The organism is Actinomycetospora chlora, from assembly GCF_039542135.1.
In the GTDB taxonomy this organism is placed as follows: Bacteria; Actinomycetota; Actinomycetes; order Mycobacteriales; family Pseudonocardiaceae; genus Actinomycetospora; species Actinomycetospora chlora.
Genome location: NZ_BAABHO010000054.1, coordinates 1 through 12,393 on the forward strand (window position 1 = coordinate 1; position 12,393 = coordinate 12,393).

A 12,393-nucleotide genomic window follows, 5' to 3' on the forward strand; every position below is an offset into this window, starting at 1 on the left:
GCCGCCGTCTCGGCGGGCGGCGCTGCCGCCGCCGAGACGGCGGCGGCCCGGGCGGCGGCCTCGGGCGAGGCCGGACGCGGCGGGGTGCCGCTCATCCCGCCCGGCGGCGTCGTCGGCGAGGGTGCGGAGCAGCGGCGGGGGCGGCCGGACTACCTGCGCGAGGACGACCCCGACGCCATCGCGGGCGTCCTGCCCGCCACCACGCCGCCGGTGCTCGGCGAGTGATCACCGCCGGCAGGTGGGCCGGGGTGCACCTCGACACCGGCCAGTACCTCGCGCTCTGGCGCCACCTGGAGCTGGGCCGGCACCCGCTCCTGCTCGCGGTGCTCGACCACGGCCGCACCTACGCCGAGCGCGACGCCCTCGACGCCGCGGCCCTGCGCCGCCTCGCCGGGCAGGGCCTGCTCGACACCGCCGGCGTGCCCGACCCGGCCCTGGCCGACGCGCTCGCGGTGCTCGCCGCGCCGGCGCGGGAGGTCGACGTCCGCCTCCTCGTCCCGGACGCCCCGCCCCTCGGCGTGGTCGCCGCGGCCCGCGGGGGCCTGGGCGTCGTCGCCTGGCTGACCGGGCGGGGCCTGCGCCTCGAGCCCGCCGATCCGCGGGACCCGGCCGGCGCCCTGCTCGCCCGCCACCCCGACGCGCCGGCCGCGCCCGGCGTGCCGATGACCCTCCCGGCGGACGCCCTGCACGGCGAGGGCCTCACCACCGACGAGCGCCTCCGGCGCCTGCGGCGTGCGGGCGTGCCGTCCCACCACCTCGCCCGCCTGCGTGCCATGTGGGCCGCCCCGCCGATCCGGGCGGCGACGTTCGGGGTCGCGGTGCGCGACGCCGAGGGCGTCCGGTGCCGCGGACCCCGGGTGCTCACGGTGCTCGACACCGTCACCGGCCGCGTCGCCGTCGGCCCCGACCCCACGGGCGCGCACGTCATCGTCCGCCCGGTCGACCGGACGCGGCTGCGCGCCGAGTGCGCCGCGCTGCTGGAGCTGCACGCCCGCGACGTCGCGGGTACGGACCGGCCGGACCATCAGGCCCGCAGCACCGCCCGCACCGCGGCCGGGGCGTCGGAGGGCCGGTAGAGCGGCACCGACCGGCCGCCGCCCGCCGCGGCCAGGCGCGCGCAGGAGACGCGCGCCTCCTCGTCGTCGACGGTGACGAGCGTGTGCACCCGCGCGGTCCCCGAGCCGCCCGCGACCGGGTCCGGGTCCTCGCCCTCGTTCCACGCCCCGTCGGTGAGGACGAGGACGTCGGCGTGCGGCACGCGTGCCGCGGCGGCCTGGGCGAGCGCGGTGCGCAGCCCGAGGGCGAGGTCGGTGGTCGAGCCGCCCCGCAGGTCGAGCAGGGAGTCGAGCACCGCCGACGCCGGCGCGGGGGAGTGCAGGTGGCGCAGCAGGACGGCGCGCGACCAGAACGCCACGACGGCCAGCTCGTCGTCGGTGCGCAGGCCGGCGGCGAGCGCCCCGGCCGTGGTCACCGCCGTGGTGAGCGGCTTGCCGGCCACCGACCCCGACGCGTCGACCAGCAGCACGATCGCCCGGCCCGGCGAGCGCCACCCGCGCCAGCGCAGGTCCTCGGCGCGCACCGGACGGTGCTCCAGCGACCGTTCCAAGGTCGCGTCGAGATCGAGGTCGAGTCCCTCGCCCGCGACGGTGGTCAGGCGGGTCGAGCCGCGGCGCTCGGTGTCCCCGGCCCGCGCCGGCGGCACGAGCAGCCGCACGGCCAGGCGCCGGGCCGCGGCGCGCAGCGTCGGGTCGGTGGCGCGGGCGAGGTCGGCGAGGAGGTCGACGGTGCGGTCCGGGTCCTCGTCGTACGCCCCGGCCACTGCGGCCTCGTCGAGCACGCCCACGGTCGGGCTGACCTCGGCGAGCTCGTCGCCGTGCCGGCGCTCGAGGTCGGCGCGGGTCTCGGTGCGCCGGGACTGGTCGCGCAGGAGCTGCTCGACCTCCTTGGGGTCGGTGACGACCCGCGGGGGCGCCCCGGGCGAGCGGCCCGGCTCGGCCGGCGGAGGCCCGGGGCTCAGGCTTTTCCCGGGTCCCCGTTCCCGTCGGGCGCGGTCTCGTCGGCCGGCGCGCTCGCAGCCCACAGCTCGGCGACCACGTCCTCGACCGTGCGCGTCGAGCCCTCGAGCAGCTGCACGCGCCCGGTGAGCGCGGCCAGCGCGGCGTCCGTGCCGGTCGACTCGGCGCCCGCCGCGAGGCGTCCGGCCAGGGTGACGTCGCGCAGCTCGGCGAGCGACGCCGCGACCGCGACGAGGTCGAGCGCGCCCCGCACCGACGAGCCCAGACGGAGGTCGCGGTGGTCGCGGGTCGCCCGCGTGGCGCGGACGGCCCGCTCGACGAAGCCGCCGTCGACCACGCCGTGGTCGCGCCGCACGATGGCCGTCTCCTCGTCCGCGTCCTGGTGGGCGAACCCGACGCGGCACGAGCGGTCGTAGAGCGCCGGCGTGATCCGGCCGGTGCCCACGGCGTCCGACGGGTTCATGGCGGCCACGAGCCGGAAGCTTGGCGCCGCGTCGACCTCGCCGAGCCGCGGCACGTGCAGGCGCCGCTCCGAGAGGACGCCGAGCAGCACGTTCAGCGTCTCCTCGGGGACGCGGTTGAGCTCCTCGACGTAGAGCAGGGCGCCCGAGGTCAGCGCACGGACCAGGGGCCCGGGCACGAAGTTCTCGGGCCGGTAGTCCTCGGTGAGCACGCGCGAGGGGTCGTGGTGGCCGACCAGCCGCGCCGGCGAGAGCTCGGCGTTGCCCTCGACCAGCTCGAGCCCGACGCCCGCGCCCTCGGCGAGCGCGCGCAGCAGCGTCGTCTTGCCGGTGCCGGGCGGGCCCTCGAGCAGCACGCTGCGCCCGGCGGCCAGCGCCGCGGCGATGACCTCCGACTCGCGCACGCGTCCGATCACCCGCGCGCGGGCGGCGTCGATCATGTCCCGGACGGGCAGCCGTCCGGCGGTGGGCAGACCGGGGGCGGCCCCGGTCTCGACCAGCGAGACCGGGGCCGCGGAACCGTTCGTCACGTGGGGTCGATACCTCAGTCGAAGACCAGGACGCCGCGGATGTTCTTGCCGGCGTGCATGTCCTCGTAGCCCTGGGCGACCTCGTCGAGCGTGTACCGCTTGGTGATGAGCTCGTCGAGCTTGAGCTTGCCGGCGTTGTAGAGGCCCAGCATCTTCGGGATGTCGGCCTTCGGGTTCGAGGAGCCGAACAGCGAGCCCTTGAGCTTCTTCTCGAACAGCGTCAGCTCGCCGATCGGGATCGGCACACCGACCTCGGTGATGTCGCCGAGACCGGTGACGACGACCGTGCCCTGCTTGCGGATCGACGCGAAGGCCTCGCCCACGTGCTCGGGCTTGGTGATGCCGATGGTCACGAGCGCGACGTCGGCGCCCTGGCCGTTGGTGAAGCCCTTGGCGATCTCGGTGGCCTCCTCCATCGACTCCACCGCGTGCGTGGCGCCGAGCTCCTGGGCCTTCTCGCGCTTGAACGCGACCGGGTCGACGGCGATGACGTTGGCCGCGCCCGCGTGCGCGGCGCCCTGGACGGCGTTGGCCCCGATGCCGCCGATGCCCTGGATGATCACGGTGTCGCCGGGGGCGACGTCGCCGGTGTTCACCGCGGTGCCCCAGCCGGTGCCGACGGCGCAGCCGAGCAGGCAGGTCGTCTCGAGGTTCGTGTCCTGCGGGACCTTGATCGCCGAGTCGACCGCGACGGTCGTGTACTCGGAGAACGTCGAGATGCCGCACATCTGGCCGACGTTGGTGCCGTCCTCGAGGTGCAGACGGGTGGAGTCCTCGGTCCAGCGGGTGCCCGCGAGCAGGCCCGCGCCGAGGTCGCAGAGGTTCGAGTGGCCGGTCGCGCACCAACGGCACTTGCCGCAGGCGGGGAGGAACGAGAAGAGGACCTTGTCGCCGACCTCGAAGCCCGAGGTGTTCGGGCCCACCGACTCGACGATGCCGCCGCCCTCGTGGCCGCCGGCGAACGGGTAGGTGCCGACGGGGATGTCACCGGTCGCGATGTGGTCGTCGGAGTGGCACAGCCCCGACGCGACCATCTTGACGCGCAGCTCGTCCTGGCGCGGGTCGTCCACCTCCACCGTCGCCGTCTCGTACTTGCCCGGGGCCTGACGGACGAGAGACGTCCGGCACGTGATGGACAACGCTGACCACTCCTCGCGTTGGGGAACCGTCGAATGACTCGCGCGACTCTATGTCGCCCCTCACACGTTGGGAAGAGGGTTACCGAACGATCGGTCGGCCGGGGGACCGGACACCTCGACGAGCGGCGGGACCGCGTTCCGTAGGATCCGGGCGGTGAGCCTGCACCTGTACGACACCGCACGACGCGAGCTGCGGGAGTTCCGCCCGCAGCGCGCCGGCACGGCGTCGATCTACGTGTGCGGTGCCACCGTGCAGGGCGTGCCGCACGTCGGCCACGTCCGCTCGGGTCTGGACTTCGACGTGCTGCGCCGCTGGCTCGCGCACACGGGCTACGACGTGCTGCTCGTCCGCAACGTCACCGACATCGACGACAAGATCCTCACCAAGGCCGAGGCCGCCGGCCGGCCCTGGTGGGAGTGGGCGGCGACGCACGAGCGGGCGTTCTCCTGGGCCTACGACCAGCTGGGCTGCCTGTCCCCGTCGGTCGAGCCGCGGGCGACCGGGCACGTCACGGAGATGGTCGAGCTCATCGGGCGCCTCATCGACGGCGGGCACGCCTACGCCGCCGGCGGCGACGTCTACTTCGCGGTGTCGACGTGGCCGTCGTACGGCGAGCTGTCCGGCCAGCGCCTCGACGAGATGGAGCAGGGCGAGGGCGCCGACCCGCGCGGCAAGCGCGACCCCCGCGACTTCACGCTGTGGAAGGCGGCCAAGCCCGGCGAGCCGGACTGGCCGACGCCGTGGGGGCGCGGGCGACCGGGCTGGCACCTCGAGTGCTCGGCGATGGCCACCCGCTACCTGGGCCCGCGCTTCGACATCCACGGCGGCGGGCTCGACCTGGTCTTCCCGCACCACGAGAACGAGCTCGCGCAGTCCCGCGCCGCGGGCGACGGGTTCGCCGAGTACTGGATGCACAACGCCTGGGTGACGATGTCCGGCGCGAAGATGTCGAAGTCGCTCGGCAACACCCTGACGATCCCGGCGGTGCTGCAGCGCGTGCGCCCCGTGGAGCTGCGCTACTACCTCGTGGCGCCGCACTACCGCTCGACGCTGGAGTACTCCGACGACGCCCTGGCCGAGGCCGCCGCGGCGTACCACCGCATCGAGACGTTCGTGCACCGCGTGCACGACCGCGTCGGGGCCGTCGAGGTCGGGCGCATCAGCGACGCGTTCGCCGCGGCCCTCGACGACGACATCGCGACCCCGGCCGCACTCGCCGAGGTGCACGAGACGGTGCGCCGCGGCAACGCGGCCCTCGACGCGGGCCGGCGGGACGAGGCGCTCGCGGACGCCGCGGCGGTGCGCGCCATGACCGGCGTGCTGGGCCTCGACCCCGTGGTGTGGGCCGAGACCGCCGCCGGTGGCGGCGCCGGCGACGCCGCGCGCGAGGCGCTGTCGTCGCTGGTCGGCGCGCTGCTCGAGCAGCGCACCCGTGCCCGGGCGGACCGCGACTTCGCCCGTGCCGACGCCCTGCGTGACGAGCTCACGGCCGCCGGCGTCACCGTCGAGGACACCGCCGACGGCCCCACCTGGACGCTCAAGGACGGTGCGTAACGCAGATGGCCGGCAACTCCCGCCGTCCGGGCGCCCGGCGCAAGCCGGGGACGAAGAAGGGCCCGACCAAGGGGTCGGGCGGCAAGGGCCGCTCGAGCCTCGAGGGCAAGGGGCCGACCCCGCCCGCCGAGAAGCGCCCGGCCCACAAGGCCTACCGCTCCGGCGGCACGCCGGCGTCCCCGGAGCGGCGGCGCCCCGCCGGTGACGACCGCGCGCCCGCCCGCCGGGCCCCGGCGCGCCGCGAGGACCCCGACGGCCCCCAGACCGTGCTCGGGCGCAACCCCGTGGTCGAGAGCCTGCGCGCGGCGAGCCCGGCGACGGCGCTCTACGTCGCCCAGAACATCGAGATCGACGACCGCGTGCGCGAGGCCATCAAGATCGCCTCGGAGCGGGGCGTCTCGGTGCTCGAGGTGCCGCGCGGCGACGTCGACAAGATGGCCGACGGCGCGGTGCACCAGGGGCTGGCGCTGTCGGTGCCGGCCTTCGAGTACCTGCACCCCGACGACCTGCTCGAGGAGGCGCGCCAGCGTGCCCACCTCGCCCGCGTCGAGCCGCTGCTCGTGGCGCTGGACGGCGTGCAGGACCCCCGCAACCTCGGCGCGGTCCTGCGTTCGGCCGCGGCCTTCGGGGCGCACGGCGTGCTGCTGCCGCTGCGCCGCTCGGTCGGCGTGACGCCCGTGGCCTGGCGGACGTCGGCCGGCGCGGCCGCGCGCCTGCCGGTCGGGCGCGCGACCAACCTGTCCCGCACCCTGTCGGCCTGGCTCGACGAGGGACTCGTGGCGGTGGGGCTCGACGGCGAGTCGCCCACCGACATCGACCACCTCGACGACGTCGCCGGCCCCGACGCCGCGCGCGGCCCGCTCGTGGTGGTCGTCGGGTCGGAGGGCAAGGGGCTCTCTCGGCTCGTGCGCGAGACGTGCACCGGCACCGTCGCGATCCCCATGGCCGGGGACGTGGAGTCGCTGAACGCGTCCGTCGCCGCCGGCGTCGCCCTCGCCGAGATCGCCCGCCGCCGGCGCGCGTAGCCCCGGGACGCAGCGAACGGCCTGTTCGCTGCTTCTACGCGCGCGAAGTCCCCGTTGATCACTCCTGGGGCGGCGGCCGCCGTTCCGGCCAGGGGCGCCCCTCACCCGTCTATCCGAGCGAGGGTGCCCCTCGCTCGACCCGGGCGGGCTCGGCCGCGCAGGCCGGCGCGTTCTCGGTCGGCACCGCGAGCTCGGTCTCCTCGTCGCGGCCCCGCAGCACGCGTGACTCGATGACCTGCCAGCGCCCGGCCTCGTCGCCCGCGCGCGCCAGGATCGCGCCGGAGGCGACGACGCAGCCGTCGATCTCCTTGGCGGCCTCGGTGAGGCGGGCGGCCTCGTTCACCGGGTCGCCGATGACCGTGTACTCGAAGCGGCGGGTGTCGCCGATGTTCCCCGCGACGGCCTCGCCGGCCGAGACACCGATGCCGGCGGACATGCCGTCGAGCTCGTCGGCGATCCGCCGCGCGAGCTCGCGGCCGGCGCGCAGGGCGCAGCCGGCGGCGTCGGGGAGCTCGGTGGGGGCGCCGAACACCGCGAGCGCCGCGTCGCCCTCGAACTTGTTGATCCAGCCGTCGTGCTGCTCGACGACGTCGATGACCACCGCGAAGAACGCGTTGAGCATCTCGACGACCTCCTGCGGCGGGCGGCTGGCCGCGAGCCGGGTCGAGCCGACGATGTCGACGAACAGCACCGCGACCTCGCGGACCTCGCCGCCGAGCTCGACGTCGTTCTCCAGCGCGGTGCGGGCGACGTCCTCACCGACGTGGCGGCCGAACAGGTCGCGGACCCGCTCCCGCTCCCGCAGCCCGCCGACCATGGTGTTGAAGCCGGCCTGGAGCAGGCCGAGCTCGGTGGTGTCGAAGACGGGGACCTCGGCGTCGTAGTCGCCGTCCTCGACGCGGCGCTGGGCGCGGCGCACGGCGAGGATCGGCGCGGCGGTGGAGACGGCCGTGAGCACGGTGACGAGCAGCCCCACCGTCAGCGCGACACCGCCCAGGACGAGCACCACGAGCCCGAGCCGCTCGGTGGTGTAGCCGCCGAGGACCAGCGACGACGCGGCGGCGAGCAGCAGGCCGACCAGCGGCACCGCGGTGCCGAGCACCCAGGAGCCGACGGCGCGCAGCGCCACCCCGGGCAGGATGCGGCCCTCGGGCGGGCGGTCGTTGAGCACCCGCGCGACCTCGGGGCGCAGGACCCGCTCGACGAGCCGGTAGGTCACCGCGACCGTCGCCACCCCGCCGAGCGCGACCGTCACCCCCACCGACAGGCCCAGCCGGGGGCTCGCGAAGACGTTGATCAGCACGAACAGGACGATCGCGGCCGCCCACAGGACCGTCTGCACGGTCGCGAGCCGCAGCGGGCCCCGCAGCACCACCCGCCGGACCCGCTTGCGGTGCTTGCGCACGACGCGCTCGTCGGCGCCCGCGGGCGGCGGCGGGGGGACGCGCATCCGGAAGTGGCCCCACACCGACCCGACGACCACGGCGGCCAGCAGGTAGCCGCCGCAGGCGACGAGGTTGCGCAGGAGCGCGCCGGGGTCGTCCTGCACGAGCGTGCCCAGCGGCAGCACCCACGCGGCGACGACGAGCACGACGCCGGCGCCGACGATGTTGGGCGTGACGACGACGATCCCGAGCGCGAGCCGCGTGACCAGTCGCAGGCCGCGGTCCTCGGGCGCCGCACTTCTGGACGCAGCTGACACGCCCGCACTGTAGCGGCGGGCCGTCCCCCGATCAGCGCAACGAGGGCGCGGCGTCACCCAGGGTGGTGGCTGACACCCGACGGCGGGTCCGCAGCCACCCCAGCGCCCGGCACACCAGGTAGATCGCGAACGCGATCGAGGCGACGAACGGGCTGATGGGCAGCCCGGCGCCGAGCGAGATCAGGATGCCGCCGATCACCGCGACCTCGGCGAACACCACCGCCAGCGCGCTCGCCAGCGTCGGGGACGCCGTCACCTGCGCGGCCGCGGCGGCCGGCGTGATCAGCAGGCACAGCACGAGCAGGGCCCCGACGATCTGGACGCCGAGGGCCACCGTCACGCCGAGCAGCACCGCGAAGACGATCGAGAGCGCGCGCACCGGTACGCCGCGGGCGGCGGCCATGTCCGGGTCGAGGCTCGCGAACAGCAGCGGCCGGCGCACGACCGCGAGCACCCCGAGCACGACGACCCCGACGACGGTCAGCGTCAGCACGTCGCCGACGTCCACGCCCACGATCTGGCCGACGAGCAGCCCGAACTTGTTCGCCGAGCGCCCGGTGTACAGCGCCTGGAACAGCACCCCGAGCCCGAGCCCGAACGACAGCAGCACGCCGATCACCGAGTCGCGCTCGCGCTGGGCCCGCCCGAGGGCGCCGAAGAGCAGCGCGACGAGCACCGCGCCGGCCAGCGCGCCCCAGCCGATCGCGTCGGTGCCGAACACCAGCAGCGCCCCGGCGCCGCCGGCGAACGCGAGCTCCGCGGTGCCGTGCACCGAGAACGCCATCCCGCGGCCGACCACGAGCGGTCCGAGCAGGCCGGCGAGCACCGCCAGCACGACGCCGGCGATCAGCGCGTTGCGGACGAAGCCGAGCGCGAGCAGGTCCCACGTGCTGGTCACGGCCCGCCCCCGGTGTGCACGAGCCGGTCCTCCGCGCCGACGACGACGATGCGGTCGCGCACGCGGACCACGTCGACCTCGGTGCGGTAGAGCTCCGAGAGCGTCTCCGACGTCATCACCTCGTCGGGCGTGCCGACGCGGAACCGGCCGTCGACGAGGTAGAGCAGGCGGTCGGTCACGGGCAGGACCGGGTTGAGCTCGTGGGTCACGAACACGATCGCGGTGCCGTGCTCGGCGCGGCGACGCTCGAGCAGCTCGACGACGGTGCGCTGGCGGGCGAGGTCGAGCGAGTGCAGCGGCTCGTCGGCCAGCAGCAGGTGCGGGTCCCCGACGAGCGCCTGGGCGATCCGCAGGCGCTGCTGCTCGCCCCCGGAGAGGGCGCCGACCGGCGCGTCCGCGAGGTCGAGGGCGTCGACCTGCACCAACGCCTCGCGCACCTTGCGCGCGCGTTCGGCGCGGCCGCGGAACGCCGGACCGAAGCGGTGCCCGTCGAGGCCGAGGCCGACGAGGTCGCGCCCCCGCAGCGGCGTCAGCGGGTCGACGCTCGTCTGCTGCGGCACGTAGCCCACGGCCGCGCTGCCGCGCGACGGCGCGCGACCGTCGACCTCGCAGGTGCCGGCCGCGAGCGGCAGCAGCCCGAGCAGCACCGCGAGGAGCGTCGTCTTGCCCGAGCCGTTGGGGCCCAGGACGGTGACGAACTCGCCGGGCGCGACGTCGAGGTCGAGCCCGCGCCACAGGGTGCGGCCGCCGCGGCGCACCTCGGCGCCGGCCAGGCGGATCGACGGGGTCATGCTCACGTCCTCTACGCGGGCGCTCCGAGCGCGCGGGCGAGCGCGCTACGGGTGCCGTCGAGCCAGGTCAGGTAGTCCTGGCCCGCGGGCAGGGTCTCGGTCACGTCGACCACCGGCACCCCCGCGCCGGTGGCGGCGGCGCGCAGCTGCTCGGTGATGGGCGTCTCGGTCTGCGGATTGAACACCAGCGCGTCCACCCCGCGGCTGCCGACCAGGGTGCCCACCTGGGCGACGATGGCCGCGGGCGGGTCGGTCTCGTTCTCGATGGCCTCGCTGAAGGCGGGCGGGGTCGCGTCGGTGACGCCCGCGGTCGCGAGCAGGTAGTGGGCGATCGGCTCCGTGGCGAAGATCCGCGCACCGGGGCGGGCCCGACCGATCGCGGCGAGCCGCGCGGCCTCGTCGTCGACGCGGGCGGAGAACGCCGCCGCGCGCTGCCGCAGCGCGTCGGCCTGGGCCGGCTCGAGCGCGGAGAGGCGGTCGGCGACCTGGGTGACCACGGCCTTCACGGCCGTCGGGTCGAACCACACGTGCTCGTTCTCCTGGGCCTGGTCCCCACGCAGCGCGAAGGCCTCGATCGCCTTGCTCCGCGCGGCCGGGTCGCCGTCGAGGATCTGCGTGGCCCACTCGTCGTAGCCGCCGCCGTTGTGGACGACCAGGTCGGCGCCGGCGATCGCGGCCGCGTCGGCCGGGGTGCTCTCGTAGGAGTGCGGGTCGGCCGCGGGATCCCGGATGATCGAGCGCACCTCGACGCCCGGCCCGGCCACCGCGCCCACCACGGAGCCCCAGACGTTGGTGGTCGCCACCACGGTCAGGGTGCGGCCCGGCGTCGCCGGGGGCGCCCCGGCGGCCTGCCCGGTGCCTCCCGATCCGCACCCCGCCAGCACGAGCAGCGCCCCCACGACGGCGAGGGCGAGCGACCAGGGACGGGGACGGACGGGCACGGGAAGGCTCCTCGCGGTGGGCGGCACTGACGCAAACGATAACGGTTATCGATAGCAGGTGGCACGGGGGAGTGGTGAGGCGTTGGTCCGTCTCCGCGGTGCCGCGTTCCCCCGTCCAGGTCACACCGGGCGCAGAACGGACACCGTCGGTCGCGTGGAGTGGCCCTAGATCGAGACAGTCGCTACCGTCGGACGGTGGCCGAGGCACTCGAGGGGCGCCGATCGCGGCGGACCGCCACGCTGGCCTCGCTGGCGGCGGAGCTGGGTGTGTCGCGCACCACGGTGTCCAACGCGTACAACCGTCCGGACCAGCTCTCGCCGGCGCTGCGCCGGCGCGTGCTCGACACCGCGCGCCGCCTGGGCTACCCCGGGCCCGACCCGGTGGCGCGCTCGCTGCGCACCCGCAAGGCCGGCGCCGTGGGGCTGCTGCTCACCGAGGCGCTGTCCTACGCGTTCCGCGACCCGGTGGCCGTCCAGTTCCTCGAGGGCCTCGCGCTGGCCTGCGAGGACAACGGTTCGGGCCTGCTGCTCGTGCCCGTCAGCCCGGAGGCCGACGACCCCGGGGCCGTCGCGCGGGCCGGCGTCGACGGGTTCGTCGTCTACTCGATGCCCGACGACGACGACAACTTCCACGCGGTGCTCGAGCGGCCGGTGCCGGTGGTCGTGTGCGACCAGCCCACCGCCGTCCCCGACGTCGACCGCGTCGGCATCGACGACCACGCCGCGATGGTCGACATGGCCCGCCACCTCGCCGACCTCGGCCACCGCGACATCGGCGTGCTGTGCATGCGTCTGTCCACCGACCGCAACGACGGCTTCGCGAGCCCGCTGCGCCAGGAGCGCGCCCGCTACGAGGTGCAGCGGCGCCGGCTGGCCGGGCTGCGCGAGGGCTTCTCCGCCGCGGGCGTCGACTGGAACCACGTCCCGGTGGTCGAGCGCTACGACCACAGCGAGTCGGCCGGCGCCTCGGCCTGCGAGCAACTGCTCGCCCAGCACGACGTCACCGCCGTCGTGTGCACCTCGGACATCCTCGCGCTCGGCGCCCTGCGCCACGCCCGCCAATCCGGCCGTGCCGTGCCCGACGAGCTGTCCGTCACCGGCTTCGACGGCGTCCCCGCCGCCGAGCGCGCCGAGCTGACCACCGTCCGGCAGCCGACGCTGGACAAGGGCCGCGCGGCCGGCGAGCTGCTGCTCGACCGCGGCGACCGCCAGCGCTCCCGCACGCTGCTGCTGCCCACAGAGCTGCTCGCCCGCGCCACCTCGGGACCCGCCCGCACGGCCTGAGCGGCACCCGTCCTCGGCGGTTACTGGCTGGTATCGCTCGCTCAGCGAGCGA

Annotated in this window: 11 protein-coding genes and 1 pseudogene; 5 read left to right on the forward strand and 7 right to left on the reverse strand. The window is 75.9% G+C overall.

Annotated features, from left to right (window positions below; translation table 11 throughout):
* Both ABD994_RS25375 and ABD994_RS25380 read left to right on the forward strand, forming a co-directional pair.
* A pseudogene (locus tag ABD994_RS25375) lies at positions 1–225 on the forward strand (hypothetical protein); the annotation flags it as partial.
* Between the two features lie 23 nt (positions 226–248).
* Positions 249–1,076, forward strand: coding sequence for an ESX secretion-associated protein EspG (locus ABD994_RS25380; RefSeq protein ID WP_345422190.1), 828 nt, complete (start codon positions 249–251; stop codon positions 1,074–1,076).
* On the opposite strand, the gene ABD994_RS25385 is transcribed toward ABD994_RS25380, so the two are convergent.
* The 3 genes from ABD994_RS25385 to ABD994_RS25395 are packed head-to-tail and all read right to left on the reverse strand — an operon-like array spanning position 1,025 to position 4,145.
* Positions 1,025–2,080: a vWA domain-containing protein gene (locus ABD994_RS25385; protein WP_345422193.1), complete on the reverse strand. Its 1,056-nt coding sequence runs from the start codon at positions 2,078–2,080 to the stop codon at positions 1,025–1,027. The genes ABD994_RS25380 and ABD994_RS25385 overlap by 52 nt on opposite strands.
* Complete coding sequence (locus ABD994_RS25390; RefSeq protein WP_345422196.1) at positions 2,014–3,006, reverse strand: AAA family ATPase; 993 nt, start codon at positions 3,004–3,006, stop codon at positions 2,014–2,016. The genes ABD994_RS25385 and ABD994_RS25390 overlap by 67 nt, the downstream gene beginning before the upstream one ends.
* A gap of 14 nt (positions 3,007–3,020) precedes the next feature.
* Positions 3,021–4,145, reverse strand: a complete 1,125-nt coding sequence (locus tag ABD994_RS25395; RefSeq protein WP_345422199.1) for an NDMA-dependent alcohol dehydrogenase — start codon at positions 4,143–4,145, stop codon at positions 3,021–3,023.
* Positions 4,146–4,299: 154 nt separating this feature from the next.
* Between ABD994_RS25395 and cysS the strand changes: the two genes are divergently transcribed.
* Together cysS and rlmB are read left to right on the forward strand one after the other, a co-directional pair.
* Positions 4,300–5,700, forward strand: coding sequence for a cysteine--tRNA ligase (gene cysS / locus ABD994_RS25400; RefSeq protein WP_345422202.1), 1,401 nt, complete (start codon positions 4,300–4,302; stop codon positions 5,698–5,700).
* 5 nt (positions 5,701–5,705) lie between these two features.
* Positions 5,706–6,725 (forward strand): 23S rRNA (guanosine(2251)-2'-O)-methyltransferase RlmB, encoded by a 1,020-nt coding sequence (gene rlmB, locus ABD994_RS25405; RefSeq protein ID WP_345422205.1) that lies wholly within the window; start codon positions 5,706–5,708, stop codon positions 6,723–6,725.
* Between the two features lie 109 nt (positions 6,726–6,834).
* Here rlmB and ABD994_RS25410 read toward each other — a convergent pair whose 3' ends face one another.
* The 4 genes from ABD994_RS25410 to ABD994_RS25425 are packed head-to-tail and all read right to left on the reverse strand — an operon-like array spanning position 6,835 to position 11,057.
* Positions 6,835–8,427, reverse strand: coding sequence for an adenylate/guanylate cyclase domain-containing protein (locus ABD994_RS25410; protein ID WP_345422208.1), 1,593 nt, complete (start codon positions 8,425–8,427; stop codon positions 6,835–6,837).
* Positions 8,428–8,458: 31 nt separating this feature from the next.
* Entirely contained in the window at positions 8,459–9,325 is an 867-nt protein-coding gene (locus ABD994_RS25415; RefSeq protein ID WP_345422211.1) for a metal ABC transporter permease, read from the reverse strand.
* Positions 9,322–10,116 carry a metal ABC transporter ATP-binding protein gene (locus ABD994_RS25420; protein ID WP_345422214.1) on the reverse strand — a complete coding sequence of 265 codons (795 nt, stop codon included), beginning with the start codon at positions 10,114–10,116 and terminating at the stop codon, positions 9,322–9,324. The genes ABD994_RS25415 and ABD994_RS25420 overlap by 4 nt, the downstream gene beginning before the upstream one ends.
* Positions 10,117–10,127: 11 nt before the next feature.
* Positions 10,128–11,057 carry a metal ABC transporter solute-binding protein, Zn/Mn family gene (locus ABD994_RS25425; protein ID WP_345422218.1) on the reverse strand — a complete coding sequence of 310 codons (930 nt, stop codon included), beginning with the start codon at positions 11,055–11,057 and terminating at the stop codon, positions 10,128–10,130.
* Between the two features lie 195 nt (positions 11,058–11,252).
* Here ABD994_RS25425 and ABD994_RS25430 point away from each other — a divergent pair, with 195 nt between their 5' ends.
* Positions 11,253–12,341, forward strand: coding sequence for a LacI family DNA-binding transcriptional regulator (locus ABD994_RS25430; protein WP_345422222.1), 1,089 nt, complete (start codon positions 11,253–11,255; stop codon positions 12,339–12,341).
* The last annotated feature ends 52 nt before the right edge of the window (positions 12,342–12,393 follow it).

Bases quoted from the DNA above. Each gene is read 5' to 3' on its own strand.
- rlmB (WP_345422205.1), top strand. From the start codon at position 5,706: ATGGCCGGCAACTCCCGCCGTCCGGGCGCCCGGCGCAAGCCGGGGACG.
- ABD994_RS25420 (WP_345422214.1), bottom strand. From the start codon at position 10,116: ATGACCCCGTCGATCCGCCTGGCCGGCGCCGAGGTGCGCCGCGGCGGC.